This is a genomic window from Arthrobacter koreensis (assembly GCF_009193255.1).
Lineage (GTDB): Bacteria > Actinomycetota > Actinomycetes > Actinomycetales > Micrococcaceae > Arthrobacter_B > Arthrobacter_B koreensis.
This window is the reverse complement of the sequence record NZ_WACG01000001.1, coordinates 151,775-177,857: the sequence shown is the minus strand read 5'-3', so window position 1 is coordinate 177,857 and position 26,083 is coordinate 151,775. Positions and strand designations below refer to the sequence as shown.

Below are 26,083 nucleotides of genomic sequence, written 5' to 3'. Positions count from 1 at the left end.
GGCGGCACATATCGCCAGGCTCTAAAGCCCGAGGCTATCTCGCAGGGGCAGAGCGAGGGTCTTGGCGAAGGAGTTCGTAATGTGGGTGTCCCGATAAACCAGCACGTTGCCCACCACTGCTGGGCAACTGCCGGCAGCGCAGAAGTAGCTGCTGAGATCAACCAGCCTAACCCCGTCCACGCTCCGTGCTGCCTGCATCAGCGGGCTGGGCTCTCCGGTCGCGGGGAATGCACAGTCCTTCGGGTCTGGGGAACTGTCGACACACTCGGGAATATTGTGCGGCGGGTAGGGCACATCGCTCAGGACTGCGACGCCCAGACCTCCATCCCGTAGCAGGGTAAGGGCACCGTAGAATCCGCTCTCCGCTTGGTGCGCAGAATCCCACTCCCAGTCCAGGGCGTTTGCGTAGCCCTCCGGGGTCAGCGACGCAGTCACCACCCAGTCGGGCTTCAGCTCAATGATCATTTTGGCGGTCCGTGCATTGGACTCGGCGCAGCCGTGGAATGTAACGATGTCCGAGTGCAGCGGCTCCATACTGAAAGGGCACCCGTTGCGTGCCAAAACATAGAGTCGGTATCCGCTTTCGCGGGCCAGCAGGTTGAGCGATTCGGCGTACTGGGCCGCATGGGAGTCGCCCACCAGGACAATGCTCCGGGCGCTCGCGGTATCGCCGGAGACACAGTCCTTAAGCTCCATGGCTGCGGGATCCCAGCCTGTCAGGCACTCCAGTACGCCAGACGGGATATCGGCCGCCGCAACCGCTGGTTCTGGCCGCACCGGCATCTGCGGCACCGTGCCCGGACTGTGGACGGCCCCGGCGCCCGGATAGGCGGCCAGATCAAGCTCCTGGCCTAGGGCTCGGGTTTTTTCCTCCACCACCAGATAGGGCACGGCGGCTGCGGCTATAGGCAACACCACCAGCAAGGCGCCTACGGCATAAACGGTGCCGTAGGCGGGAAGAGCGGCCCGCCGCCGACCTCTGCGGCGGCGTCGTCGGGGTTCGAACCGGCGGAAGGGTTCCTCGATGAACCGGGTGGACAATGCCGCCAGCGTCACGCTGAGTGCCATGATGGCTCCGCCGTGTAACCAGCCCGGATTCGGCCCGAGAATGTAAACCGAAAAGACAACCACCGGCCAGTGCCAGAGGTACAGCGAGTAAGAGATGTCACCCAGGTAGGTGACCGGCCGCAGCGCCTGCCAGCGGGCCACAGACCTAAACCCTTGTTCCTTTACGGAACTGCCGGCCAGCAGCAGCGCCACAGCTCCCAGAACTGGGAGCAGCGCTGCATAGCCCGGGAAGTTCATCTCAGTGGTGAATAGTGCAGCAGAGACCAGCACCATGACCAGGCCGAGCCAACCGAGCGGTGCAGTTAAGCGAGGCCCGGACCGCAGCTGCGGTACTGCGACCGCGAGGACGCCGCCGATGGCGAGTTCCCAGATGCGCGTCGTGGTGAAGAAGTAGGCCAGGTCCGGATTCGCGGCAGAGAAGAGAACGGAGTGGACAAAAGAGGCCACTGCGACGGCGCAGAGAACGGCGAGCACCAACACGTGGCTGGGCCTGCGGCCGCGGGAAACGACTGCACAGGTCAGCATCAGCAGGGGGATGAAGAGGTAGAACTGCTCTTCCACTGCCAGGGACCAAAAATGTTGCAGCGGTGAGACGGATTCAGTCGCTCCTTCATAACTGGTGGTGGAAAAAGCCTGATTCCAATTCTGGATGTTCAGTCCGGAGGCGGCGACGTCCCGAGCGACGCCCTGCCACCGTCCCTGTGGAAACAGCAGCACGGCTGACACAACGGTCGCGAGGAGCACGGCCGCCGCAGCAGGCAACAAGCGCCGTATACGCCGGCTGTAGAACTTCGCTAGCTGGAGGCTGCCGACGGACATGACTTCACGGGCCAAGGAGCCAACAATGAGGTAGCCGGAAATAACAAAGAAAACGTCCACGCCCACAAAACCGCCTGGGAGCGATTGCGGCCAGATGTGGTACCAGACCACCAGGGTGACGGCCAGGGCAGGCAGGCCCTGAATGTCCGGGCGGTGTCTACGTCCGAGCCCTACTGCGGGGGAGGGAGCCGGATCAGCGGCACGACCGGCATGTCGGGCGGTACCGGGGGCGCGCAACGCTGCGGCCGGGGAGAGATTAGGCACAATCGGTAATTCTATGTTCCCCGGAACCGAAACGATGTCACGCCGGGCGACGAACCGAAACTGTTCCGCAAAAGACCCATTGACTCACATGTGATCTGTGCCATACATTTTCCGTAACCTGAATCGCCTTTCAGGTTAGTGCTCCAAAACCCCGGCCCGGCCGGCATCAAATGCATCCACTGCAGCCACCGCACTGAAAGGCACACCACCGTGAAGGCAACAACGAAGTTCCTCCTCGCCACGGCCCTGACCACCGGGCTGGCGCTTTCCGCCTGCGCCCCCTCCACCGATGCGGGCACGGCGCCCGCAGATGGCGGCGACGCGCCGTCGAGCGTGGACGTCGGAATCGTGTACTCCAAGACAGGGCCGCTGGCGGCCTACGGCGAGGCTTACTACGAAGGCCTGCAGGCAGGTATCGACTACGCCACCGACGGCACCGGCAAGGTGGGGGACACCGAGCTGAACATCACCTACCACGACGACGGCGGAGACCCGGACAAGGCAGTCACCGTGGCGAAGGACCTCATAGGGCAGGATTACAAGATCCTCGCAGGAACCGTGGTCTCCGGCATCGCCCTCAAGCTCGCCGAACAGGCCCAGCAGAACCAGGTCCTCTACATCTCCGGTCCAGCGGCAACGGACGCTATCCAGGGCATCAACAAGTACACCTTCCGCTCCGGCCGGCAGTCCCTGCAGGACGTAGCCACTGCGGGTTCCTTCGTGGATGACCTGGCGGGAAAGAAGGTTGTGGTTTTCGCCCAGGACAACGCTTTTGGCCAGGGCAACCTCGCCGCCGTCGAGGCAGTCCTCGGTGCGGAAGGCGCGGAAGTCTCCAGCGTCCTGGTGCCGGAGGATGCCACTGAGTTCACTCCTTTCGCCCGCCAGCTCATCGACGCAGCCCCGGATATGGCCTTCGTGGCCTGGGCCGGCGCGACGTCGGGTTCAATGTGGCAGGCGCTGGACCAGCAGGGCGCCTTCGACGCCGCCCCGATCGTCACCGGTCTCGGCGACGCTGCCACCTTCGGCGCGTACGGAGCCGCCGGTACCAAGATCTCCTTCCTCAACCACTATTTCCCGGGCGCCGCGACCAATGACGTGGAGAAGGCGATGATCGAGTCCGTGGAAGCCGCCGGCAAGAAGCCGGACCTGTTCACGCCGGACGGCTTCGTCGCCGGGCAGATGATTGTCCAGGCCGTCCGCGAAGGCGGCAGCGACGTCGACGCGATGGTCTCCGCCCTGGAGGGCTGGAGCTTCGAGGGGCCCAAGGGCACCACCACGGTCCGCGCCTCGGACCACGCCCTGCTGCAGGACATGTACCAGGTCACGCTCAATGACCAGGGCGGGACCTGGGTTCCCACACTCGTCGAAACGGTTGCCGCGGACTCCGTGGCCCCGCCCGAAGCCGCGAAGTAGGGCCGTGGACCCCATGGACGCACCCATCGCACTGGAACTCGCCGGCGTCGGACTCAGCATTGGCGGGGCCCGGATCCTCGACGACGTGAACCTCTCCGTCCGCCACGGCGAAATGCTCGCCGTGATTGGACCGAACGGCGCGGGCAAGACCACCCTGTTCAACGTCATTTCCGGACTCCTCCGCCCCACCGAGGGCACCGTGGCGGTTTCGGGCAACGACGTCGGACGGCTGGCGGTGCACCGGCGGGCGGCGGCGGGACTGGGACGGACGTTCCAGACGTCCAGCCTCTTCCCGCAGCTGAGCGTCCTCGAAAACGTGCGGCTGGCAGCCCAGGCCAAATTAGGCGGCAGCCTCTCGCTCCTGCGTTTCCCGCACAGCGGTGACGAAGCCACCGGCATCGCTGCCGGATGCCTTGCGGAAGTGGGACTGGAGGCCAAAGCCGCGTCAGCTGCCGGCGGCCTGTCCCACGGAGACAAGCGCAAGGTTGAGATCGCGATGCTCCTGGCAGCGGATCCGGCAGTGATCCTGCTCGACGAACCCATGGCCGGAGTCGGCTCCGGGGACGTCGCCGGGCTCTCCGAAGTCATCCGCCGCATGCACCGGGACTCCGGACGCACCGTGCTGATGGTCGAGCACCACATGGAAGTGGTCCTGGGACTGGTGGAACGGGTTGCGGTGATGCACCACGGTTCCTTGCTCGCCGTCGACACCCCCGAAGCAGTCATGGCCAACCCTCTGGTCCAGAGCGCCTACCTGGGAGAACCCGTCTGATGAACACCGAAAACGCGCCCATCCTGCGGGTGCAGAATCTCTCCGCCTCCATTGGCGGCCAGCAGGTCGTCGAGGACGTCAGCTTCGAGGTGCCGGCATTCGGCGTTACCGGGCTGCTCGGCCGGAACGGCGTGGGCAAGACCAGCACCATCAAGGCCGTCATTGGGCTCATCCCCCGCAGCGGGCAGGTGGAGCTCGACGGCGAGCGCATCGACGGCGCCGAGACCCACCGGATCATCGCCCGCGGGGTGGGCTACGTGCCCGAAGACCGCGAGGTTTTCTCCCGGCTCACCGTCGCCGAGAATCTCCGCCTGGCTGAGCGGGACGAGCATCCCCGGCGGCAGCTCGTGGAAGACCTTTTCCCGGACCTGGTGAAACGTTCCGCCCAGATGGCGGGAACGCTCAGCGGCGGACAGCAGCAAATGGTCTCGCTGGCCCGTGCCCTGCTGAACACCAACAAGGTGCTGCTCGTGGACGAACCGACCAAGGGCCTGGCGCCGAAGATCGTGCAGGAAGTCGCGGAGGCTCTGGCCGAAGCGGCCCGGACGGTGCCGATCCTGCTGGTGGAACAAAACCTGACGGTCGTGCGTCAGCTCGCTGCCACCGTCACGGTCCTCTCCGGCGGGAAGGTGGCGTTGACAGGCATGAACGCCGGCGAGTTCCTCGATGACACGGATCTCAACCACCGGCTGCTCGGCGTCCACACGGGCACCGCCGCAGCAAACCCCAACCCGGCAGCCACCGCCGCACCGAAGGGAGCCTGAGGCATGAGCACCATCATCCTGCTCACCGTCACCGGCCTCGGCCTGGGGGCACTCTATTTCCTGGTCGCCTCGGGCCTGTCCCTGATCTATGGACTCATGGGTGTGCTGAATTTCGCCCATGGATCCTTCCTGACCCTCGGCGCGTTCATCGGCTGGCAGGCGGCCCAGGCACTCGGCGCCGGCGGCTGGGGCGTGTTCCTGATATCGCTGGCAGTCGGAGCCGCCACCGGCGCGGTGTTTGCCGCATTGACCGAACGGATCCTCATCCGGCCGCTCTACCAGCGTCACATTGAGCAGGTGCTGGTGACCGTGGGGTTGTCCCTTGCTTCAGTGGCCCTGTTCGAAGGTATCTGGGGAACAGACCCGTCCTTCATCACCGGACCTGCCTGGCTGAAGGAAACCACGGACATTCTCGGCGCCCGGATCCCCAATGACCGGTTCGTCGCCATCCTTGCCGCAGCCCTTGTCCTGGGCGGGCTGCTGCTGTTCCTGAAGAAGAGCCGGTACGGCATGATCATCCGGGCCGGCGTGGAAAACCGGTCCATGGTCACGGCCCTCGGCATCGATGTCCGCAAAGCCTTCACCCTGGTCTTCACCATCGGCGGCGCAGCTGCGGGCATGGGTGGCGTGCTCGCCAGCCACTACTTCGGTTACGTGTCACCGCTGCTGGGTGGTTCACTGCTGATCTTCGCGTTCATCGTGACGGTCATCGGTGGCCTCGGATCGCTGACCGGTGCCGCTCTGGCCTCCGTAGCCGTGGGGATCCTTCAGCAGTTCGCAAACTTCTACTGGGGCGTAGGCGACTTCGTGGTGGTCCTGCTCCTCGCCGCAGTTCTGCTGGCCAGGCCCGCGGGACTCATGGGAAAGGCGGTAACGGCATGAGCGCAGCCCAGGTTCGGGAGGACACCAAGGCTCCGCCTCCGGCTCAGCAGCAAGGCAAAGCACGACGTCGTCCTGCCGCCTGGATAGCGGGCGCGGCAGGAGTGCTGGTCCTCGCCGTGCTGCCGCTGTTCAATCTGTCGATTCCGGGCCTGCTTCCCGGCCCCACCTACACACCGGGCTCACTGCAGCTGATGGCCCTCTGCATGCTGATGGCGGCCGCAGCGCTGACCTACCACCTGCTGCTCGGCGTCGCGGGCATGCTGTCCTTCGGGCACGCACTGTACTTCGGAGCCGGCGTGTACGGCCTGGCGATCATCCTGGACCGGACCGGCCTGCCGCTGCTGCCGGCCATGGCACTGACCCTCGTGGTGGTGATCGTGCTGGCCAACCTGACCGGCGCCGTCGCGCTCCGGGTCACCGGCATACCGTTCGCTATGGTGACGCTCGCGTTCGCCCAGGCCGGGTCCGTGATGGTGCGGCGGAACCCGGAAGGTGCCACCGGGGGAGAGGAAGGACTGAGTCTCGCCACGGAGCACGTGCCGTCCTTCCTGGTCGGTGTGGCGAACACCCGTAATCTGTACTGGCTGGCGCTCGCCGCCCTCGTCGCAGTCTTCCTGGTGACGGCCTGGATCCAGCGCAGCCGTGCCGGCCACGTCGCAGCGGCCGTGCGGGAGAACGAAATGCGCGTCCGGGTGCTGGGGCTGCAGCCCTATCTGGCCAAGCTCCTGATCTTCGTCGTCGCGGGGACGCTGGCCGGCGTGGTCGGCATGACCTACCTGCTGCTGCAATCCGGTGCGGTGCCGCGGGCGGTGTCCTCCGACTTCACTATCACCCTGCTGGTCATGGTGGTCCTGGGCGGTGTCGGCTCACGCTGGGGAGCGGTCCTGGGCGGTGTGGTCTACACTCTGCTGGACCAGCGCCTGACCGCACTCGCCAACTCCGACGCGATCGACGGGCTGCCGCGGATCCTGCAGATTCCGCTCTCCGAGCCCATGTTCATTCTCGGTACGCTGTTCATCCTGGTGGTGCTGTTTCTGCCCGGCGGACTTGCCGGGGCAGCAGCACGGCTGCGCAGCCGCGAAGCCGCCCGCCGGCCACAGCAGATCCTGGAGGAAGCCGGATGAGTTCCCTGCACACCCTGGGCCGCTGGACGGCGGACCGTGCGCTGTCCACTCCGGACCGCACCGCGATCGATGACCGCGGTGTACCGCTGAGCTACCGGGATCTGGAGGCCAGGTCCACAGCCCTGGCCGGCGCGCTCAAGGACTCGGGCTACCGTCGCGGTGACCGCATTGCCACGGTCACCGGCAACAGCGCGGACCACGTGGTGGCCTTCTTTGCCTGTGCCAAGGCCGGGCTGGTCCTGGTTCCGCTGTCCTGGCGGCTCTCGGCACGTGAGCTCGCTGCCCAGCTCGCGCTCGCAGACCCGGCTCTGCTGCTGGTGGAGGAGGAATTTTCCGCCGTCGCCATGGAGGCGGCAGCGCGCCTGGCTGTTCCGCCGCCGTCGGCCGCCCTGGGCCGCACCGGGGTTGAGTCCGGGCCGCCTGCCCCGCTGCGGCTGCTGGAGGAGAACGGCCCCAGCGGGGACACCGTCCTGGACGGTGATCCGCTGCTGATGGTCTTCACCTCCGGCACCGAGGCGGAGCCCAAGGCCGTGGTGCTCAGCCACGCGAACTGTTTTTGGACCAACCTGTCGCTTTCCCGTACCGCGGAGATCGGCAGCAGGGACGTCGTGCTGGCGGTGCTGCCGCAGTTCCACGCCGGAGGCTGGAACATCCAGCCGCTGCTGGCCTGGTGGACCGGTGCCACCGTGGTGCTTGAACGCACTTTCGACGCCGGCCGGGTACTGGCGCTGATCGAGGACCGGAAGGTCACCACCATGATGGGAGTTCCGGCGCATTACCTGATGCTCGCCTCCCATCCGCGCTTCGACCGGACGGACCTCTCCAGCCTGGGCCGCGCCGTCGTTGGCGGAGCGCCCATGCCGGCGCCGCTGCTGCGGACCTGGCATTCGCGCGGTGTCGCCCTGGCCCAGGGGTACGGCCTCAGCGAAGCCGGTCCGAATGTGCTGTGTCTTCCGGAGGAGGAAGCCGGCGCCCGTGTAGGCATGGCAGGCAAGCCGTATCCGCACGTGGACGTCGCCGTCGCGGACCCGGTAACCGGGGAACACCTGGACGGACCGTGTAAGGGGGAGCTGCTGGTCTCCGGGCCCGGAGTCTTTTCCGGCTACTTCCGCAATCCCCAGGCCACGGCGGCCGCCCTGGCCGGAGGCTGGCTGCACACCGGTGACCTAGTGGAGCGCGACGCCGGCGGTTACCTGCGGGTGATCGATCGGCTCAAGGACATCTACATCTCCGGCGGGGAAAACGTCTCCCCGGCAGAGGTGGAAGCAGTCCTGCTGGAGCATCCGGCCGTGGCTGAGGCAGCCGTCGCAGGCGAGCCGGACCCGCGCTGGGGCGAAACCGGCGTCGCCTACGTGGTGCGGCGTTCCGGCACCGCTCCGGATGCCCAGGACATCTTGGAGCACTGCGGAGTGCGGCTCGCCCGGTACAAGGTGCCGACGCGCGTCGAATTCGTGGACACCCTGCCACGCACCTCGCTGCACAAGGTAGCCCGCTCCCGGCTGCGCAGCGCCGGAAACCTTCACCCCGCAACCCCCGACCGGCAGGACACCGCATGAGCACCACACCCAGGACAGCACGCGGCACCAGGACCCGGGCACGGCTGGTCGAAGCCGCTGAACAGGTCTTCGCATCGGTGGGGTACCACGATGCCTCGATCGTGAAGATCACCGAGCAGGCAGGGGTCGGGCTGGGCACCTTCTACCTCTACTTCGACGGCAAGCAGGCCATCTTCGACGAGGTGGTGGAAGACCTGAACCGGCGCGTCCGCCAGGCCATGACCGAGGCAGCGAAAGCCGCCGCTAACCGGATCGAGGCCGAACGCGAAGGATTCCGGGCCTTCTTCCGGTTCACCGCCGAACATCCGGCGCTCTACCGGATCATCCGGCAGGCAGAGTTTGTTTCACCCGGTGCCCTGCGCATGCACTACACACGGATAGTTCACGGCTACGTGGAGGGCCTCAAAGCAGCGCGCGACGCCGGTGAGATCCGCCCGATGGACGTGGACACCGTGGCCTGGGCACTGATGGGCATCGGCGAGATGCTCGGCATGCGCTGGGTCCTGTGGCATGCCGACCGGGAGGGCGGGGGGCCCGCTCCCGAGATTCCGGAAGCGGAATTCGAGGAAATGATGCGGTTTATCGAACGAGGCATGGCGCCCGAGGCGCCGGCAGACGGAGGTGGAGCATGAGCAGCACTGAAGCAGTTCTTCCCACGGGCCTGGAAGGCAGGACGGCACTGGTCACCGGAGGCGGCTCCGGAATCGGGGAAGCCTGCGCCCGCACCTTCGCGGCCCTGGGCGCCAAGGTCACGGTGGCGGACGTCAACCGGGAAGCCGCCGAGCGGGTCGCTGCGGCCACCGGAGGAACAGCGTGGGCATTGGATCTCAGCGACACCAGGGAACTGGAAAACCTGTCCCTGGACACAGACATCCTGGTCAATAACGCGGGCATCCAGCGGATCAATCCCATCCAGGACTTCGACCCGGACACGTTCCGCCTCATCCACCGGCTGATGGTTGAATCGCCTTTCCTGCTGATCCGCGCAGCGCTGCCGGGAATGTACGAGCGCGGGTTCGGCCGGATCATCAACATCTCTTCCGTCCACGGACTCCGGGCCTCCGCCTTCAAGAGCGCCTACGTCAGCGCCAAGCATGCCCTGGAAGGACTCAGCAAGGTCACTGCGCTGGAGGGCGGGCCGCACGGCGTCACGTCCAACTGCATCAACCCCGCCTACGTACGCACTGCACTGGTTGAGGCGCAGATCGCTGACCAGGCGCGGATCAACTCGATTCCCGAAGAGGAAGTAATTGCCTCGGTCATGCTTACCGAGTCCGCGGTGAAGCGGCTGGTGGAGCCGGAGGAAGTCGCGTCCCTGGCCGCGTGGCTCGCCGGGCCCGGCGCCGGGATGGTCACCGGGGCGTCCTACACCATGGACGGCGGGTGGAGCGCGCGATGAGCAGCTACACCACCGCCGCGGTTCCGGTCCGGGGCGGCACCCTGCATACCGGCATCTGGGGTCCGAACGACCCCCAGGCCCCGGCAATCCTGGCCATTCACGGTGTGACGGCGTCGCACCGTACCTGGGGCATGGTGGCCGCCGCGCTGCCGGACGTGCGCGTGATCGCACCGGACCTGCGCGGCAGGGGACGCAGCAATACGCTGCCCGGACCGTACGGGATGCCGGTGCATGCCGATGACCTCGCCGCGGTGCTGGAGGCACTAACAGTGCCCAGCGCCGTCGTCGTTGGCCATTCAATGGGGGCGTTCGCGGCACTGGTGCTGGCAAACCGCCACCCGCACCTGGTGGAGTCGCTGGTGCTGGTCGACGGCGGCCTGCCGCTGGACGTGCCGTCCGGACTAAGCGACGAGCAGGTCATCCAGGCCGTGCTGGGCCCCGCTGCCGAACGGCTGGAGCAGGTGTTCGAGTCCCCGGCGGACTACGAGCAGTTCTGGGCCCCGCACCCCGCCTTCGCCGGTCACTGGAATGACCTGCTGCGTGATTACCTGGCCTACGACCTGCAGCCGCACGGCAGCGGGTTCCGTGCTGCCACCTCCACCCAGGCGCTCCTTGAGGACACGGCCGAGCTGCACCGCGGCACCGCGCTCCTGCAGGCACTGGACCAGCTCGCCCACCCGGTGCAGCTGCTGCGGGCTCCGCGCGGGCTCCTGGACGAGGAACCGGGGCTGTACTCGCCGGACTACATCGCTTCCTGGCAGGCCAAACTGCCGGACCTGCGGATCAGCGACGTACCCGGTACGAACCACTACACCATCGTCATGGATGATCCCGGTGCCGCCGCTGTTGCGGGTGTGCTCGCCGGGGAGGCTGTGTCCCGGCGGCTGCCGGCAGGGGAGGCACCAGCCAGCTGAGTCGTCTGCGAAGTCCCCGGGAGGGGGCAGCTGCCTTCCGGCGACACACCACGCGCCGATCAGACCGGTGGCTGGATCCGCTGGCTATAGTCGAAAGGCCGGTTCCCTGCTCCCAAGGCCAAAGGCCCTTGCCGTTCCGGCTGCTACGTAAGGGCATGAAACAGTAATGATCACTTTCGACAACGTCACAAAGGTCTACGACCGGAAGTCCAGGCCCGCCCTGAACTCCGTCAGCCTCGACGTAGACCGCGGCGAGTTCGTCTTCCTGGTGGGTGCCTCCGGGTCGGGCAAATCGACGCTCATCCGACTGGTGCTGAAGGAGGAACACGCGACGCGGGGAACCGTGTACGTGGCCGGCTCCAACGTGGCCAAGATTCCCAGCTGGCGCGTGCCGCGCCTGCGCCGCGGCATCGGCGTCGTCTTCCAGGACTTCCGCCTGCTGCCCAACAAGACCGTCTTCGCCAACGTTGCCTTCGCGATGCAGGTCATTGGCCGTTCGCGTGCCGTCATCCGCGATTCGGTTCCGGAGGTCCTGAAAACAGTTGGCCTGGAAGGCAAGGACAACCGGCTCCCGCACGAACTCTCCGGCGGCGAGCAGCAGCGCGTTGCCATCGCCCGTGCCATTGTGAACCGGCCGGGCATCCTGCTTGCGGACGAGCCCACCGGCAACCTCGATCCCACCACCTCACTGGGAATCATGAAGGTACTGGACCGGATCAACCAGAACGGCACAACCGTTGTCATGGCAACGCATGACCATGACATCGTCAACGCGATGCGCAAACGGGTCATCGAGCTCCGCAACGGCCAGGTTGTCCGCGACGAACGCGAAGGTATCTACCTGGCGACGGCGATGCAGCCGGTAGTGCCGGCGGCCGGCACGGATGCCGTCAGCGAGAAGGATCCAGCCGCAGCCGCTCCGGCGGCCGGCACAGTGTCCGCTTCCAGCCGACCCGAGGCGGCGGGCACTCGCGGCAGCGCTGACCAGGGCGGTGCCAGGCAGGGCAGTGCCAACGAGGGCAGTGCGAAACAGAACAGCACGGCCGGGTCGGAGGTCTCCGAATGAGGATGGCTTTTGTCCTGGGCGAAATCGGCTCAGGGATTCGGCGCAACCTGTCCATGGTGGTCTCCGTCATCCTGGTGACGTTTGTATCCCTTACCTTCGTGGGTGCAGCCGGCCTGCTGCAGATGCAGATCAACCAGATGAAGGGTTACTGGTATGACCGCGTGCAGGTGGCGGTCTTCCTCTGCGTGGACAACGATGTTTCCCCCTCCTGTGCCTCGGGCGCCGTCACCGACGAGCAGCGCAGCGCGATTGAGGCGAAGCTGAATTCAGCGGAGTTCGAGCAGTACATCGATACCGTACATTTCGAGGACCAGGAAACCGCCCTGGGCCATTTCCGTGAACAGTTCGCGAATTCCCCCATCGTTGACAGCGTTACCGCGGACCAGCTGCCGGAAACTTTCCGGGTATCCCTGGTGGACCCGGAAAAGTACGAGGTCATCAATGAGGCGTTCTCTTCGATGCCGGGCGTTGAATCCGTGAGTGACCAGCGCGAACTCCTGGAGAAGGTTTTCTCCTTCATGAATATCGCGTCCCTGGTGGCGCTGATCGTCGCTGTGCTGATGCTGGTGTGCGCCATCCTGCTGATTGCCACCACCATCCGGCTGTCCGCATTCAGCCGGCGCCGCGAAACCGGAATTATGCGCCTGGTGGGCGCTTCCAAGGCAGTGATCCAGCTGCCGTTTGTCCTGGAGGGCGTGATCGCGGCGCTGATCGGTGCGGTCCTGGCCTCCGGAACCCTTTGGGCCGTGGCGCACTTCTTCATTGGCATGCTGGCCCGTCAGTACCCGGCTACTGCCTTTATATCTGCACGTGAAGTGCTACTTTTGAGCCCGGTACTCCTGATTCTGGGTACATTACTGGCTGGAGTCTCCTCACTGCTGACGCTGAGACGCTATATCAAGGTCTAAAGTGTGGGCACCGGTCACAAGGAAAGCAGAACGCTACATGTATGGTCTCGCCGATGAATGACAACCAAGGTTTCCCGCCGGGGGGCGCAGCGGTACCTGCTGCGCGGCTGGATGCTGCGCGGAAAACGGCCGCGGCAGGGGCAGCCATGCTCCTGGCAGTGGTCCTTTCCCTAGCCGCCGTCCTCACTCCGGCCCAGGCCGATGAGCTGGACGACCGCAAGAATGCACTGCAGGCGGAGCAGCAGCGCGTCCAGGAAGAATATGAATACCTGGACGCTGATATTGCCAAGACTGTGGCCCAGCTGAACATCTACCAGAACGAAGAGCTGCCCGCAGCGCAGTCCGTGCTGGCAGACGCCGAGGGGCGGGTCACCACTGCGTCAGCCAAGGTGGGGGCGCTCACCGATCGGGTTGCCCTGGCCCAGGAGAGCCGCAACAAGATCGCTGCCCAGATCGAAGAGGACCGCAAGGCCCTGGACGAAACCCAGAAAGTGATTGGGCAGATCGCCAGCCAGGCCTATAAGAGCGGGGGAGTGCCCTCCAGCCTGAGCCTCATGTTCGGGGCCAACGGTGCTGACAGCCTCACCGATTCCATGGGCATGGCCGGCCAGGCGCTGCGCGGACAGAACGCCGCCGTCGAACGCCTTTCCCAGCAGGCCGCGACCAACGTGAACTCTGAAGCGCGGCTCACCGCGGTTGAAGAGGAGATTTCCTCGCTTAAGGCACAGGCTGAAGAGGCGCTGCGTGCGGAGCAGGCAGCCCGCGACGAAGCCGCCGCCGAGAAGGAAAAGGTGGACAGCCTCATCGCCAGCGCCGAGGAACTGAACGGCCAGCTCGAAGCCAAGAAGCCTGTCATCCAGGCGAAGCTCGCGTCGATCCAGTCGGAGCAGGCGGCCGTCCAGGCGGAGATTGCCGAACGCCAGCGCATCCTGCTCGAAGAGGCACGCCGTGCCGAGGAAGCCAGGATCGCTGAAGCAAACCGGCGCGCGGCGGAGGAAGCCGCACGCAACAACCAGCCTGCTCCGCCTCCCCAGACCGTTCAGCCGACCAACCCGTCGGCCTTCGGCCTGCGCTATCCCGTCAGCGCACCGCTGACTTCCGGTTTTGGCTGGCGTGCGACGCCGGCAGGAACCATCGATTTCTCCGGCACCGGCGGTTACCTCCACTCCGGGATCGACTTCGGAGCCCAGTGCGGAACGCCGGTCTACGCGGCTGCTGCCGGTGAAGTCTGGCGCTCGGACACCGGCGGCGGGGAAATGATTGGTACCGGTAACCGGATCGTGCTGAACCACGGTGTGATTGGAACGAGTGCCCTGGCAACGAACTACTACCACCTGAGCAGCCGGATGGTTTCTGCGGGGCAGTGGGTCAACGCCGGACAACTGATTGGCTACGTGGGTACCACTGGTAACTCCACGGGCTGCCACCTGCACTTCGAGACCATGCTCAACGGACAGCTCGTGAATCCCATGGGACTGCTCTAGGGCCTAGAATGGGTGTTTCGCGTCCGGGAATACCCGAACTTCATCGAGCAATAAAGGAGAGTTGAACCGTGCCGAAAGAAAGTGGCCGAAAAGTTGTGGCCACCAACCGCAAGGCCCGGCACAACTACGAAATCCTCGATACCTACGAGGCCGGGATGGTGCTGATGGGCACTGAGGTGAAGTCCCTGCGTGAGGGCCGCGCGTCCCTGGTGGACGGGTTCGCGACGTTCTACAACGATGAACTCTGGCTCGAGGCCGTCTACATTCCGGAGTACCTGAACGGCAGCTGGACCAACCACTCTGCCCGCCGCAGGCGCAAGCTGCTGCTGCACCGCGAGCAGCTGGACAAAATCTCGCAGAAAATCCGTGAATCAGGTTTCACCATCGTGCCGCTCCAGCTGTATTTCCTGGACGGCCGCGCCAAGGTTGAAATCGCCGTCGCGCGCGGTAAGCGCGACTATGACAAGCGGCAGACCCTGCGGGAAAAGCAGGATAACCGCGAGGCACTGCGGGAGATGCGGGCCAAGAACCGGGGAGCGTAGTGAGCGGAACGTTCTGGGAAGCGCAGCCTGAGGAGGATGCCCCGGAACAGGGTCGTAAACCGCTGTGGGCATGGGCTGTTGCAGCAATCGACCTGCTGGTCGTGGCTGCGGTCGTTCCGGTGGCCATCCTGGTTGCGGTGCCGTTTTTCGTGGTTTTCTACGTGTACCTGGCACAGCTGCTGGTGTGGATTTCGCCGGTGCTGCTTGCCGCGAACGCTGTGCTGTTCGGCTGGGCTTTCCGCAGGAAGTATGCCGGCATGACGGCCCTGGCGATCCTTTCGGTGCTGTTCGTGCTGCTCTCAGTGCTGGTGCTCCTGCTCTGGGGCGCGCCGGTTGCCATTTTCGGCCTGACGTTCTAGCCCAAATGCGTTATAGTTAACGGTCCGGCCGGTTGCGGTGCGGACACATCAGTTTGGTAACTGAATACGGGGATGACAGGTTTCGACGATGTTAGTCGCGACAGGTGAAGCGGGCCGAGGATGCAGGGTTATCTCGTAAACGCTCTCTGCAAACCAATAAGTGCCGATTCTAAGCGCACTGACTTCGCTCTCGCTGCCTAAGCAGCGGGCATAGTCCGTCAGACCGGGAATGCTCTCGTCCCGGATCCTGGCGTCATCTAGAGGGCCACTGCTGAGTACTCTTGCCGTTGGAGTGCTCGGGACTTTTAGACGGCTGGGCCCGGATCAGCCACTTGTTCACATGATGGCTGGGGCCAAGAAAATCCGACGTGAACTGCGCCCGGAGAAGCCCTGACAACACGACATCGGACGGGGGTTCAATTCCCCCCATCTCCACGAACCACAAAAGCACCTCGGCCTTCGGGCCGGGGTGCTTTTTGTGTTTCGGGTGCTTTGCTTACCACTGGCGGGTCCTGGCGGGGCCGGCTAGCCGGGCGTGGCGCCCTTGGCGGGTCGTGGAGTGGCCGGTTAGGACTCTCCGTCCTGGTAGTACTGGCTGGAAAGTCCGTACTCCGGGTCCAGCGTGGAGCGCTGCATCTGGTGTTCCGGCGGGTTCTCCCGGCAGGGAGAGACTGCCAGGACTTCCACCCACGGACGTCCGCTGTTCCGGTAGGTCGCCGTGAGGTTCACATCATCCAGGGAGTACATCAGGACCCGGATGTCTCCGAGCTCGTCCGGGGGATACGTGACCTCGTCCTGGAGTTCCCAGCCTTCCGCGTCCAGCCATTGGCCGATGCGGTCCAAGGCGGCGTTGGCTGTGCCGCCGTCGGGCACTTCACCCGAGGCGATACCGAGCCAGCGCGTTTCAAGCTGCTGCTCCTCGATCTCCGGGCGCAGGCAGGATTCCTCCCGCAGGTCCTCGATCCTGAGTCCGGAACCTGCCTGCTCTGCCAAAGCGGGCAGGAGCTGCTCAAACCGCTGCATAAGTTCCGGCGAGGTCGCACCCACGGGATCCGGTGCTTTTTCGGTATTCACGGCACAGCCTCCCAGGAGTGCGATTAGGACGGTTGCGGCGGTAAACACGCCGCCTTGGCGCAGCTTCAATTTTCGAGACTTTCGGTGCTCACGGTCGGCATCTTCCTTCTCACGTAGTCTTCCGGGTGATCCTCCAACGGACTTTCCCAGTAGGAGTAACCGAACCCGTGATGGAACACCTCTTCAACGTACAGGCTCACCCGGCCTCCCTCGATCACCGCTTGGATGTTCGCTGCAGAGGTTGACCCCTCGACGAAGTAGTCCGAGTGACCCTTCATCACTGTGTCCGGGTCGAAAGGATCCAGGAATCCGGATTCGAGGCGTATGGCGCCCATCTGCGTTTTGGGATTCCCGCCGCTCCAGAAAGACCCGCTGTGGAACCCGCCGCCGGCCACCTGTGCCACCGTGATCGGGTCATCTCGGGTTTGGATCCAGTAGCGGTTTGCACTTGGACTGGCTGTGTCCTGTGGACCCGAGACCTCGTGGCCCGTCCCGGCAGGTGCTACGTAAACGATATTCGTGGCATCCAGTCCCTCCCGCTCACCGGTGCCGAGCATCGATCCTCCGGCACTGTAACCGATGTAGGTGCTGCGGGCATCTTCCGCCAGCTCAAGGTCCAAGGCATGGTCGAAAGCGGCCAGGAGCGGCCCGCCGTCCTCGTTATACGAGCTGGTCACATTGTGGTGGAGCTCATCCGGCAGATCGGCTCCCTGCCAGTAAAAGGACAGCTTCTCCGGAAATGGGTCACCGTCGACGGAATCCAACCGGTCCGTGTAGCCTCCCACGGAGCTCAGGTCCGCCCCGGTGCCGGGCACCAGGACTGCCGACGTCGTGACGGCGTCAGAGGGTGTCCCCTTCATGGTGACGATCCGGCCGTCTCCCTCAACGCTGATCAGGACTATCTGGATACCGTGGTCAAGGACGTAGTCCAACCCCTTCAGTTTGTCCTTCAGCCGGTCCGTTTCCGCCTGCCACGCCGTGTGGTCGTTGTTCCATCGAATTGCTGAGGCGCGGTCGTGCCCGTAATCGGAGAGCCTCGGTTCCCCAAGAGCGGCCAGATCCTGCTCAAGTGTGTGCCGGTAGCCGGCGGCCGTGACCGTGTTGGCGTGGACCCGGGAGGCAAACGGCACCCCGTTGAGTGCGCCAAACACCGCGGGATACAGCAACAGGAGCTTTTCCTGGTCTGCCGCGGGCAGTTGCAGCCAAGCAGCGCGGATGGCTGCAATTCCTTCCTCTGACAAGCTGTCCTGGAGGACGGCAGACATGGCAGCCTCCGGGCTTCCCGCCGGGAACGGTCCCATCAGCCGATTGGCGGCCAGCAGTGCAGCAGCGTCCGGGTTTGCCTCGGTCCAGGCCCGCAGCTCTGCCGTGTCCAGGCCGCGCAGGGACTCCAGGAGCAAGGCGGGGGACACCGCACCCAGCCGGTCATCCAAGGTCACCGTGAGGGCACTCCACTGAACGTCCGGGAGCACAGGCCCTCCGGTCCTCGCCGTCATGGGCAGTCCGTCTCCGGTACCGCCGGATACCGCGGCCAGCCGGGCGGCAGTCTCCTCCTGGAGGGTGTTCCATTTCCCGGTGAGCTCACCGGCACGGGTATTGAATTCGTCCAGGGCCCTCCGGGCTGCGGAGTCATCTTCGGCAGGGGCTGAGGATGGCCGTTCTGCCTCAAGCGTCCGGCACTCGTCACTCAGGATAGCGGCGGCTGCAGCGAAGTCCTGGATGATGCCGGCAGCTGCAGCAAGGGCGGAGCGCCAGCCGGCCATGGGGCCGGGCAGAGAGTCCATGGCCGTGTGCACCAGGTCCTGGGTTCCAGGCTCCCGGTACGCCGGAACCACGCGTTGCCAGGCTGCCGCGGCATCGGTGAGGTAGCTCTCGGCTACTCCTGCCCGCACCCGAAGGTCCTCAGCGGCAGCATCAAGGTTGGTCCAGTTCCCGGAAATGTCGGGAAGCGCAGCGCCGGTCATCATTGCTCCAGGAACTTCAGCCTGCCCGTTTGCGGCGGGGGAGTCGGGGAGTACTCGGTGGGCAGCTTAGCGAGCGCAGACTCGGCGGCGGCACCCATGTGGCCGTCAGCTTCCACATAAGCCGCCGTGGCGTCAGCCAAGGCTGAGGTTTTCCGGAAAACCAGGCTGGCGATGATGTCCGCAACGTCCCGTCGCGGATCCCAGAACTGGGAAAACGCCCCGGCGACAACTTCAGCAGAACCAAAACTGCCGGCCAGCTGGTCGGCATTGGATCCTGCGTCTTTTCCGGCGTCAAGCAGGGCCTGGCCGTCGGCAGCGACATCCACAATGGCGGCGTGGATGACATCCGGCTGGATCTGGTACTGCAATGTTCCCCCTGGAGATGATGGACATCATCGTTAGTGCAGACTCTGCTGCATCTGGCGCCCGAAGTCGATGGGCAGAACTACCCATGCCGTGCCGGCGGGCTCCGGCCCCAAACAACGGACGCCTGCCGGACACCGCCCCGAACCTCTAGGAAGCGTACGGACGGTCGCCGGCCATCCCTTCGGTGCGGCGCCCGGGCTCCGGCCCCAAACAACGGGCGGTCACCGGCCATCCCTTCGGTGCGGCTCCCTGGCACCGGCCCCTGACAACGGACACCCGCCGGTCCACTATCCGGTGCGGCTCCCTGGCGCCGGCCCCCGCCAGCCCTTGGTAAGCTTGGAAGAAGCCCTTCGCCCGCCGCGCTGCCCACGCAGTGTCCGGCTTCCGGCGCGGAGACGCCCCTTTCCACCGCACCCATCACTGACCTGCTGCTCCGTATTTCGCGCGCCCTGTGCGAGTCCGGAGCGCTGCGACGTGCCCCCACGCCCCGCGGCGGGAAGACACGCAATACCGTAGGAGAAGCGCCACCCCCATGCAGTCCGCCCCCGCCGAAACGTCCGCAGAAACCCCCGCAGAAAGCTCCACAGAAACCCCCGTAGATTCCAGTTCCCTGTCCCTGTTCGACCGCCGCTATGAGCCCAACGTGGCTGAGGTCAACCAGCTGTGCGACACCCTGGCCGAGCTCAAGCCCGGCAGCGAGGTTCCGTACGTGGACCCGCAGCATGACGTGGACGAAGCCCGGATTGTGAGCCTGTTTTCGAACAACGGTCCCGCCCATCCGTCAGGCTTCATTACCGCAGGGAGCGATGAAGCCATCACCCGCCTCCTCGGCGTTCACTGGCAGGTAGGGCTGAAGCCGAAATACGTGATGCCGTGGAACGTCCACCCCTGGTACACCCCGGGCGAGCCGCACACGAAGCTCACCAAGGAAGAAGTGGCAGAGGGCCTGAAGCCGCTGCTGCGTTTCCTGGCACTGGTCCCGCGCGCATCGGTGATCGTGGCGCACGGCACCGAAGCGCAGCGCCTGGCGGCCGCGTTCCTTAAGACCGAAAACCGGATGATCTACCGTCGCAGCCTCAAGGTCTACAAGGCCCGTTCGGCAGAGGGCCGTTCCTTCGGCGCTACCGAGGAACGCCAGCAGGAGTCACTGGCTGAAATGCGGATTGTCTACAAGGACGCGATGGCGCGCACCGGCCTGGCCGCAACCGGCCGCTGAGAGGCAGAGCGTCAAACGCTGAGGGCCGAAAACCTAGTTCGCTTCGTTCACCGGAACATCGACGATTCCGGTGAAACGGGAACCAACACCCTCATATTCGCTGCGGACGCTGCCCGCGGGAACCTCGGGCAGCTCCCGGTCACTGTGGTCATAGCAGGCGACAAAGGTGAAGCCAGGCCACCACTTCTTAGGGCGGGCCGTCTCGCGGAAGCCGCAGACCGCGCACTCCAGCTGGACCCAGACCGGCCGCTTACCGGTACGGTTCGCCCGGGACTGCGCCAGCCAGGCCGGAGGGTTGGCATCGAGTTCATTCAGCTCGGCCTGCTCCAGCCGCGCCGGGATCCCGTGCTTGGCAGCCATTTCGAGCGGAATATCAAGGTACTGGGCTGCTTGGCGTCGAGTAATCATCAGTTAAACGATACGGCAGGGCACGACGGCGATTTCCCGCCGTCGTGCCCTGCCGTTTATTCTCAGCCCCTGGCTGCTGCAGCCTAGTCCGCTTCGGCGAAGGCCTTCCGCAGATTCTCTTCCTGCTCCCTGGACAGGTTCGTGGCAATCAGCGAGGCTCCCGGGAAGCCATCCTTGAAGGCGTCGAGGACCCTGTCCTCCACGGCGTCAGAGGACAGGACAAACAGGGCAGACGTGCCCGGAGTGACTTCCTGGCGGATCTGCTTGATGAAGTTGTCATCGATGCCGACGTCCACCATCGAGCCGGAGAGTGCACCGATGGCCGCTCCGACGGCTGCGCCAATCAGCGGGATGAAGAAGATCAGGCCGAACAGCAGGCCCCAGAAGCCGCCGCCCAGGGCACCGGCTCCGGCCATGTTGTGTTCCTGGATGGTCCGGGGCTTTTTCTTGTCCCGGGGCCAGGTGACGATTGCCTCATCCCGCACGTTGATGAGGTTCTGGGACTCGAGGCTGGCCAGGGTCTGTGTCGCCCTTTCAGCCGCGTCCGCGTCGGGGAACTTCCAAACGGTGAGTGTTGCCATGGCAGATGCTCCAAACAGTTGGGATCCAGGCACTATCCGGCGTGTGCCAGGCACACGGACGGTTAGAGTAGGTGCCACGCTAGCCAGCGCCTGCTGCCCCGGGCAAGGGAAGAGGGCCGTCGACGCCCCGCGGAGGCCAACTCTTCGTCCGGTCCCTGTCCCGCAGGGTTGCGCGGCCGTAGACTCATGTCTGCGGCCGCGCCCGGACCGCTGACCCAGGAGCCTGAATGAGGGACCTTTCCCGCCCGGCATGGTGGACCAACGCTGTGGTCTACCAGATCTACCCGCGCAGTTTCCAGGACACCACGGGAGACGGCATTGGGGACCTGACCGGGATCATCCGGCGGCTGGATTACCTGCAGGAACTCGGGGTCGATGTGTTGTGGCTTTCGCCCATCCACCAGTCGCCGCAGCGGGACAACGGGTATGACATCAGCAACTACTGGAAAGTGGATGCGGTGTTCGGGACCGAAGAGGAATTTGACCGGCTGCTTTCCGAGGTCCATGCCCGTGGAATGAAGATGATCATGGACCTGGTGATCAACCACACCTCCACCGACCACGAGGCGTTTAAACGCTCCATGTCCTCCCGAGACAATATCTCCCGCGACTCGTACTACTGGCGGGATCCGCGCCTGGGGTTCCGCGGCGGTGATCCCGGTGCCGAACCCAACAACTGGGGATCCCTGTTCGGCGGTTCCGCCTGGACCTGGCACGAACCGACCCAGCAGTACTACCTGCACATCTTTTCGCGTCACCAGCCGGACCTGAACTGGGCGAGCACCAGGGTCCGCAACCGGATCTACGCGATGATGAACTGGTGGATGGACCGCGGCATAGACGGTTTCCGGATGGACGCCGTGAACTTCATCTCGAAGGACCAGCGCTTCCCCGACAGCATGATCCAGTTCGGCGGTGTCTGGGGAGACGGTTCCCCGTTCTTTACGTCCGGACCCCGCGTGCACGAGTTTGTGCAGGAGATGATGCGCGCAGTCTTCGCGCACCGCAGTGAGGACTACCTGGTTGTCGGAGAAACTACGGGGGCGACCGTCGACGAAGCACGGCTCTTCACTGATCCCTACCGGAACGAACTGGACATGCTTTTCCAGTTTGAGCACGTCAACCTGGACCACGGACCCGGCGGCAAGTGGGACCGCCGTCCGGTAAACCTCAGGGACCTGAAGACGTCCTGGAACCGGTGGCAGCGCGGACTGGCCGAGCGGGGCTGGAACAGCCTTTACCTCAGCAACCATGACCAGCCGCGCCATCTTTCCAGGTACGGCAACGACGGCGTCTTCCGGTATGAGTCCGCCACGCTGTGGGCGACCCTGCTGCACATGCAGCGCGGGACTCCCTTTATCTACCAGGGGGAGGAAATCGGTATGACGAACGCCGGGTTCACGCGGGTTGACCAGTACCGGGACGTCGAATCATTGAACTACTACGCGGACTCGACGGCCCGCGGGATGGACCCGGAGACCGTCCTGGAGATCCTGGCACACGCCAGCCGGGACAACGCCAGGACACCCATGCAGTGGACCCCGGAACCTGCGGCAGGGTTTACGGACGGTGTGCCGTGGATCGGGCTGGGGCCCAGATACCGGGAAATCAACGTTGAACAGGACCTCGCCGCACCACAATCCATCTACCGCTACTACCAGCAGCTGATCCGGCTCCGCCATGAGCTGCCGGTAATTGCGACGGGTGACTTTCAGCTCCTGCACGCACACCATCCGGCACTTTTTGCCTTCAGCCGGAGCCTGGGGGAGATGAGCCTGGGCGTGATGGGAAACCTCTCCGGGCTCGAGCAGGCCGTTCCCGCAGACCTGCAGGAGGGCGAACTGATCCTGGGGAACTACGGCGCAGAACGACGGAAGGAAGTGCTTGGTCCCTGGGAAGCCCGCGTTCTTGATATCAGCGGGCTTCCCTAGGCGCACTATTCTCCGGTGAGGGCGGTGCCGTAGAGCTTCAGCAGCGCGGCCGTTCCACCCTGGTCCATGGCCCGGCGCTGGCGCTCGGACCCGGTACCGGTGTCCCGGATGTCCTGCAGTCCGGCGCGAACCCACTCCGCGTCATTCTCGGCGTCGAGCGCTTCGGAGACGAAGTCCAGCAGGGCCTGGACGCGGTCCGCTGCAGGGACCAGCTTGGCGCTGACCGGATCCACTAGCTGGCCGGTCAGGCCCTCGCGGGCGGCCTGCCACATGGCGGCGTCAAGCAGCTCGGCTTCCGGGACCGGCCTGTCGATTCCCCGGCCCGCTTCCTCGACCGCCGTGCTCACCAGCCCGCGGACCAGGGCCGCGATCAGCACGGAGTCCCGCGCGCGCAGCTGTGCGTCGCCGGCCCGCACCTCCAGGGTGGGATAGGAATCTGACAGCCGTGCCATCCAGGTCAGGACACCCCGGTCGATAATCGCCCCGGTGGACACCAGCTGTGCCACGCGGCGTTCGTAGTCTGCCGCATCCTTGAAGGTGGGAGGGCAGCCCTGGACCGGCCAGCGGCGGTAGTGGACCACGCGCCAGCTGCCGAAACCGCTGTCCCGTCCCAGCCAGTAGGGAGAGTTGCAGCTCAGCGCCACAATGGCGGGCAGCCACTCGCGGATGCGGTTCAGTGCCTGGACCCCGGCTTCCCGGTCCGGAATCGATACATGGACGTGCAGTCCGTTCACGAACTGGTCGCCGACGATTCCCGGTGCGCTTTCACGCAGCTGCCGGTAGCGTTCCTTGTCCGTCAGCTCCGGGTAGTGGTCCTCAATGAACGGTGCAGATGCCGTTCCGGACGCCACGACCGAAGCTTTGCGCGCAGCGGCTTCAAGCTGCCCGCGGAAGTTCAGCAGGTACTCTTCCGCTTCGGTCAGCGTGGCGGAGACCGGTGTGGCGGTTTCGATCTGGCAGCTGAGCAGCTCGCGCTGGATCTCACCTTCGGTCACACGCGGAGAGCGGTGCAGATAGCCAGCAACTTCCTCCGCCTTGTGCACCGGGAGCCCGGAAACCGGGTCCAGCAGCAGGTACTCTTCCTCGATGCCCAGTGTTGCCATGCATCCCTCCAGATATTCATGGCTGCAGGCAACTACCCGCAGCACTTCCTGAAAAAGACTAGGGCCGAAGGGTGCCTGGAAGCCAAACGGGAAGCGTACTGAGGTTTTGTTGCGGCGTCAGGCACCGGATGTGAGGGAGGCTCCGTACAGGGCGGCGAGTCCGTCCCAGCCGCCGGCAGCATAGGCGGCACGCTGGCGGACCGCACCTGTACCAAGGGTGAGCATCCGCTGCACGCCTGCCGTGACGTAGTCCGCGTCTCCGTTGTCTTCCAGCACGGGACGGATGTGTTCTACCAGCGCAAAAACCTGGTCCGCGGCCGCAGACGGGTCCCCCTGAACATCCATCAGCCGCCCGCCCAGACCATACCGGGCTGCCTGCCACAGTCCGGCGTCGAGGAGTTCGGGGTCCGGATGGATTCCGGGTGCCGCTTCTTCGGTCAGGACGAGTCCGCGCACCAGCGCAGCCAGGAGGACGGAGTCCGCCGCCTCAAGCTGCGCGTCACCTACGCGCACTTCCACGGTCGGATAACGCTCGGACAGTCTTGCTGCCCAGCCAATGTGTCCGGCATCCAGGACGGCGTCGGATCCGATGAGCCTGGAAAGCCTCCGATCATAATCGGCTGCATCGGCGAACTCGGGCGGGCAGCCCTGCACGGACCAGCGGCGGTAGTGGATCAGCCGCCAGCTGGAAAAACTGCTGTCCCTGCCGCGCCAGAAAGGGGAGTTGGCGCCCAGGGCAGCCAGGGTCGCAAGCCATGGGCGAAGCTTGTTCAGGGCGGTGATCCCGGCGTCCCTGTCCGGTACCGCAACATGGATGTGCGTACCGTTGACGTAGTGTTCGCCGGCAACGGCGCCGGTCAGCTCTCCCATGGACTGGTAGCGTTCGGTACCCGAGATCTCCGCCGGACTGTTGGCAATCCGCGGAGCGGCACCGGAAACAACGACGCCGATGCCCGCCTCATCGGCCGCGCCGGCTATGGCGGTGCGGGCCTCCAGCAGGGAGGCACCTGCTTCGTCCAGCGTGTCGCAAATGGCCGTGGACGTTTCCAGCTGGCAGGCGAGGAACTCTGCCTGGCCGACCGGCGCTGCCGGCGGGATGGCGGGAGACGACTCGAGTGCCCGTGACAGCCCGGCAGCGCGGGGCACGGGAATCCCCGTGGCCGGATCCACGAGCAGGAACTCCTCTTCAATGCCGAACGTCGCCATGCATTCCCCTGGTCGCCGAAGAATCCGCGAGCTGGGTGCCCGTTGGCTCAGTTTAGGGCAGGGCCGGGCCCCACCGGGAGAGGGCCGTGCCAAGTAGCACGCTTGTCCCGCCTAGGCCCGAACTGCCCGCCAGGTGAACGTGAGGTAGGGCAGCTGCAGCTCTTCTCCCGGCACGTGGCCGAGGTGCTCGTACAGGTACCAGGAAAGGTTCGCCAGGACCTTGGCTCGGGTGGTTTCAGGAGCGGAGAGATAGTAGGCCCGGGATTGTGCCAGCTCCGCAAGGTCCTCGGGAGTCATCGCCACGGACCAGGAAGTGGTGTGGAATTCCTGCAGCTTGAGTTCCGGTCCCAGTTCCGGACGGAACCCCGGGCGCAGCACGTCCCCAGCGTGGATGATCCGGGAAAAGCGGTGTACCCAGGGAACGCTGACGTCCAGCTGGTTCCAGACCAGTCCCGCGAATCCGTGAGGCGCCAAAATCCGGCTGAACTCCCGCGCGGAGGCCACCGGGTCGCACCAGTGCCACGCCTGTGCCACCGTCACGGCATCAAGCGAGGAATCCGGGAGTCCCGTGTGTTCGGCCGTGCCCTGGACGGCAGGGACGTTCGGCAGCGACCGGGAGAGCTGGGCGAGCATGTCCGCGGACGGATCCACGGCGCGCACCGCGAAACCCGCAGATGCCAGGGCGGCGGTGTATTTGCCCGTACCGGCGCCGATGTCCGCCACGGACACGGATGCTGCCGGCCGTCCGGCAAGGGACGGGATGTCAAAGAGCCAGTCCACGGCGTCATTCGGGTAGCCGGGACGGATCCTGTCGTAGTGTTCGGCGCCGGTGCGGTAGCTGCCGCCCAGCTGACGGCGCCGCAGACCGTCGAGCTTGGGTCCGCTGGAAGCCACGTGGAG

The 26,083-nt window shown here is 65.2% G+C and carries 25 protein-coding genes and 1 other RNA gene; 17 read left to right on the top strand and 9 right to left on the bottom strand.

Going from position 1 to position 26,083, the window contains the following annotated elements; all coding sequences use genetic code 11:
- Positions 1-21: 21 nt before the first annotated feature.
- On the bottom strand, positions 22-2,151 hold the full coding sequence (locus GD628_RS00800) for an acyltransferase family protein (protein WP_193313163.1): 2,130 nt from the start codon (positions 2,149-2,151) through the stop codon (positions 22-24).
- Between the two features lie 210 nt (positions 2,152-2,361).
- On the opposite strand from GD628_RS00800, the gene GD628_RS00795 reads away from it, so the two are divergent.
- The 15 genes from GD628_RS00795 (at position 2,362) to ssrA (ending at position 15,772) form a co-directional block, all read left to right on the top strand.
- The gene (locus tag GD628_RS00795) at positions 2,362-3,564 is read left to right on the top strand and encodes a substrate-binding domain-containing protein (RefSeq protein ID WP_152273560.1); all 1,203 of its coding nucleotides are present in this window, start codon (positions 2,362-2,364) and stop codon (positions 3,562-3,564) included.
- Positions 3,565-3,577: 13 nt separating this feature from the next.
- Positions 3,578-4,336: an ABC transporter ATP-binding protein gene (locus GD628_RS00790; RefSeq protein WP_152273559.1), complete on the top strand. Its 759-nt coding sequence runs from the start codon at positions 3,578-3,580 to the stop codon at positions 4,334-4,336.
- Positions 4,336-5,100, top strand: a complete 765-nt coding sequence (locus tag GD628_RS00785; protein WP_091603280.1) for an ABC transporter ATP-binding protein — start codon at positions 4,336-4,338, stop codon at positions 5,098-5,100. Before GD628_RS00790 ends, GD628_RS00785 begins: the two co-directional genes overlap by 1 nt.
- Before the next feature lie 3 nt (positions 5,101-5,103).
- Positions 5,104-5,982 (top strand): branched-chain amino acid ABC transporter permease, encoded by an 879-nt coding sequence (locus tag GD628_RS00780; RefSeq protein ID WP_152273558.1) that lies wholly within the window; start codon positions 5,104-5,106, stop codon positions 5,980-5,982.
- A complete protein-coding gene (locus tag GD628_RS00775; protein ID WP_091603286.1) occupies positions 5,979-7,106 on the top strand; it encodes a branched-chain amino acid ABC transporter permease in 1,128 nt (375 codons plus the stop codon). The genes GD628_RS00780 and GD628_RS00775 overlap by 4 nt, the downstream gene beginning before the upstream one ends.
- The gene (locus GD628_RS00770) at positions 7,103-8,662 is read left to right on the top strand and encodes a class I adenylate-forming enzyme family protein (RefSeq protein ID WP_152273557.1); all 1,560 of its coding nucleotides are present in this window, start codon (positions 7,103-7,105) and stop codon (positions 8,660-8,662) included. The genes GD628_RS00775 and GD628_RS00770 overlap by 4 nt, the downstream gene beginning before the upstream one ends.
- The gene (locus tag GD628_RS00765; protein WP_152273556.1) at positions 8,659-9,294 is read left to right on the top strand and encodes a TetR/AcrR family transcriptional regulator; all 636 of its coding nucleotides are present in this window, start codon (positions 8,659-8,661) and stop codon (positions 9,292-9,294) included. The genes GD628_RS00770 and GD628_RS00765 overlap by 4 nt, the downstream gene beginning before the upstream one ends.
- Positions 9,291-10,061, top strand: a complete 771-nt coding sequence (locus GD628_RS00760; protein ID WP_152273555.1) for a 3-hydroxybutyrate dehydrogenase — start codon at positions 9,291-9,293, stop codon at positions 10,059-10,061. The genes GD628_RS00765 and GD628_RS00760 overlap by 4 nt, the downstream gene beginning before the upstream one ends.
- Positions 10,058-10,975 carry an alpha/beta hydrolase gene (locus GD628_RS00755; RefSeq protein ID WP_152273554.1) on the top strand — a complete coding sequence of 306 codons (918 nt, stop codon included), beginning with the start codon at positions 10,058-10,060 and terminating at the stop codon, positions 10,973-10,975. Before GD628_RS00760 ends, GD628_RS00755 begins: the two co-directional genes overlap by 4 nt.
- A gap of 166 nt (positions 10,976-11,141) precedes the next feature.
- Positions 11,142-12,041, top strand: a complete 900-nt coding sequence (gene ftsE / locus GD628_RS00750) for a cell division ATP-binding protein FtsE (protein WP_152273553.1) — start codon at positions 11,142-11,144, stop codon at positions 12,039-12,041.
- Positions 12,038-12,949 (top strand): permease-like cell division protein FtsX, encoded by a 912-nt coding sequence (gene ftsX, locus GD628_RS00745; protein WP_152273552.1) that lies wholly within the window; start codon positions 12,038-12,040, stop codon positions 12,947-12,949. Before ftsE ends, ftsX begins: the two co-directional genes overlap by 4 nt.
- 53 nt (positions 12,950-13,002) lie before the next feature.
- The gene (locus tag GD628_RS00740; protein WP_091603307.1) at positions 13,003-14,433 is read left to right on the top strand and encodes a M23 family metallopeptidase; all 1,431 of its coding nucleotides are present in this window, start codon (positions 13,003-13,005) and stop codon (positions 14,431-14,433) included.
- A gap of 68 nt (positions 14,434-14,501) precedes the next feature.
- The gene (gene smpB / locus GD628_RS00735; protein WP_091603310.1) at positions 14,502-14,975 is read left to right on the top strand and encodes an SsrA-binding protein SmpB; all 474 of its coding nucleotides are present in this window, start codon (positions 14,502-14,504) and stop codon (positions 14,973-14,975) included.
- Complete coding sequence (locus GD628_RS00730; RefSeq protein WP_152273551.1) at positions 14,975-15,334, top strand: hypothetical protein; 360 nt, start codon at positions 14,975-14,977, stop codon at positions 15,332-15,334. The genes smpB and GD628_RS00730 overlap by 1 nt, the downstream gene beginning before the upstream one ends.
- Positions 15,335-15,402: 68 nt before the next feature.
- Positions 15,403-15,772: a transfer-messenger RNA gene (ssrA, locus tag GD628_RS00725) on the top strand.
- A gap of 129 nt (positions 15,773-15,901) precedes the next feature.
- Here ssrA and GD628_RS00720 read toward each other — a convergent pair.
- The 3 genes from GD628_RS00720 to GD628_RS00710 all read right to left on the bottom strand — a co-directional run bounded on the left by GD628_RS00720 (position 15,902) and on the right by GD628_RS00710 (position 18,740).
- Positions 15,902-16,408 carry a hypothetical protein gene (locus tag GD628_RS00720; protein WP_141653648.1) on the bottom strand — a complete coding sequence of 169 codons (507 nt, stop codon included), beginning with the start codon at positions 16,406-16,408 and terminating at the stop codon, positions 15,902-15,904.
- A gap of 65 nt (positions 16,409-16,473) precedes the next feature.
- The gene (locus GD628_RS00715; RefSeq protein ID WP_193313162.1) at positions 16,474-18,372 is read right to left on the bottom strand and encodes a hypothetical protein; all 1,899 of its coding nucleotides are present in this window, start codon (positions 18,370-18,372) and stop codon (positions 16,474-16,476) included.
- Positions 18,372-18,740, bottom strand: a complete 369-nt coding sequence (locus GD628_RS00710; RefSeq protein ID WP_152273549.1) for a DUF6507 family protein — start codon at positions 18,738-18,740, stop codon at positions 18,372-18,374. The genes GD628_RS00715 and GD628_RS00710 overlap by 1 nt, the downstream gene beginning before the upstream one ends.
- A gap of 530 nt (positions 18,741-19,270) precedes the next feature.
- Between GD628_RS00710 and GD628_RS00705 the strand changes: the two genes are divergently transcribed.
- Entirely contained in the window at positions 19,271-19,954 is a 684-nt protein-coding gene (locus tag GD628_RS00705; RefSeq protein ID WP_226802283.1) for a uracil-DNA glycosylase family protein, read from the top strand.
- A 33-nt stretch (positions 19,955-19,987) separates the two neighbouring features.
- Here GD628_RS00705 and GD628_RS00700 read toward each other — a convergent pair whose 3' ends face one another.
- Both GD628_RS00700 and GD628_RS00695 read right to left on the bottom strand, forming a co-directional pair.
- Positions 19,988-20,362, bottom strand: a complete 375-nt coding sequence (locus GD628_RS00700; protein ID WP_091603325.1) for a hypothetical protein — start codon at positions 20,360-20,362, stop codon at positions 19,988-19,990.
- 83 nt (positions 20,363-20,445) lie between these two features.
- Entirely contained in the window at positions 20,446-20,943 is a 498-nt protein-coding gene (locus GD628_RS00695; protein WP_152273548.1) for a DUF1269 domain-containing protein, read from the bottom strand.
- A 227-nt stretch (positions 20,944-21,170) separates the two neighbouring features.
- Between GD628_RS00695 and GD628_RS00690 the strand changes: the two genes are divergently transcribed.
- Positions 21,171-22,874 (top strand): glycoside hydrolase family 13 protein, encoded by a 1,704-nt coding sequence (locus tag GD628_RS00690; protein ID WP_152273547.1) that lies wholly within the window; start codon positions 21,171-21,173, stop codon positions 22,872-22,874.
- A gap of 5 nt (positions 22,875-22,879) precedes the next feature.
- On the opposite strand, the gene GD628_RS00685 is transcribed toward GD628_RS00690, so the two are convergent.
- From GD628_RS00685 to GD628_RS00675, 3 genes are all read right to left on the bottom strand, one after another.
- Complete coding sequence (locus GD628_RS00685) at positions 22,880-23,977, bottom strand: carboxylate-amine ligase (protein WP_152273546.1); 1,098 nt, start codon at positions 23,975-23,977, stop codon at positions 22,880-22,882.
- A gap of 117 nt (positions 23,978-24,094) precedes the next feature.
- Positions 24,095-25,183, bottom strand: coding sequence for a carboxylate-amine ligase (locus GD628_RS00680; protein ID WP_152273545.1), 1,089 nt, complete (start codon positions 25,181-25,183; stop codon positions 24,095-24,097).
- A 111-nt stretch (positions 25,184-25,294) separates the two neighbouring features.
- Positions 25,295-26,077, bottom strand: coding sequence for a class I SAM-dependent methyltransferase (locus GD628_RS00675; RefSeq protein WP_152273544.1), 783 nt, complete (start codon positions 26,075-26,077; stop codon positions 25,295-25,297).
- Positions 26,078-26,083: the final 6 nt, after the last annotated feature.

Coding starts and splice junctions, on each gene's coding strand:
- GD628_RS00760 (WP_152273555.1), top strand. CDS start 9,291: ATGAGCAGCACTGAAGCAGTTCTTCCCACGGGCCTGGAAGGCAGGACG.
- GD628_RS00775 (WP_091603286.1), top strand. CDS start 5,979: ATGAGCGCAGCCCAGGTTCGGGAGGACACCAAGGCTCCGCCTCCGGCT.
- GD628_RS00700 (WP_091603325.1), bottom strand. CDS start 20,362: ATGATTACTCGACGCCAAGCAGCCCAGTACCTTGATATTCCGCTCGAA.
- GD628_RS00685 (WP_152273546.1), bottom strand. CDS start 23,977: ATGGCAACACTGGGCATCGAGGAAGAGTACCTGCTGCTGGACCCGGTT.
- ftsX (WP_152273552.1), top strand. CDS start 12,038: ATGAGGATGGCTTTTGTCCTGGGCGAAATCGGCTCAGGGATTCGGCGC.
- GD628_RS00790 (WP_152273559.1), top strand. CDS start 3,578: ATGGACGCACCCATCGCACTGGAACTCGCCGGCGTCGGACTCAGCATT.
- ftsE (WP_152273553.1), top strand. CDS start 11,142: ATGATCACTTTCGACAACGTCACAAAGGTCTACGACCGGAAGTCCAGG.
- GD628_RS00780 (WP_152273558.1), top strand. CDS start 5,104: ATGAGCACCATCATCCTGCTCACCGTCACCGGCCTCGGCCTGGGGGCA.
- GD628_RS00705 (WP_226802283.1), top strand. CDS start 19,271: ATGCAGTCCGCCCCCGCCGAAACGTCCGCAGAAACCCCCGCAGAAAGC.
- GD628_RS00755 (WP_152273554.1), top strand. CDS start 10,058: ATGAGCAGCTACACCACCGCCGCGGTTCCGGTCCGGGGCGGCACCCTG.
- GD628_RS00765 (WP_152273556.1), top strand. CDS start 8,659: ATGAGCACCACACCCAGGACAGCACGCGGCACCAGGACCCGGGCACGG.
- GD628_RS00695 (WP_152273548.1), bottom strand. CDS start 20,943: ATGGCAACACTCACCGTTTGGAAGTTCCCCGACGCGGACGCGGCTGAA.
- GD628_RS00680 (WP_152273545.1), bottom strand. CDS start 25,183: ATGGCGACGTTCGGCATTGAAGAGGAGTTCCTGCTCGTGGATCCGGCC.
- GD628_RS00785 (WP_091603280.1), top strand. CDS start 4,336: ATGAACACCGAAAACGCGCCCATCCTGCGGGTGCAGAATCTCTCCGCC.
- GD628_RS00715 (WP_193313162.1), bottom strand. CDS start 18,372: ATGACCGGCGCTGCGCTTCCCGACATTTCCGGGAACTGGACCAACCTT.
- GD628_RS00690 (WP_152273547.1), top strand. CDS start 21,171: ATGAGGGACCTTTCCCGCCCGGCATGGTGGACCAACGCTGTGGTCTAC.
- GD628_RS00770 (WP_152273557.1), top strand. CDS start 7,103: ATGAGTTCCCTGCACACCCTGGGCCGCTGGACGGCGGACCGTGCGCTG.
- GD628_RS00740 (WP_091603307.1), top strand. CDS start 13,003: ATGAATGACAACCAAGGTTTCCCGCCGGGGGGCGCAGCGGTACCTGCT.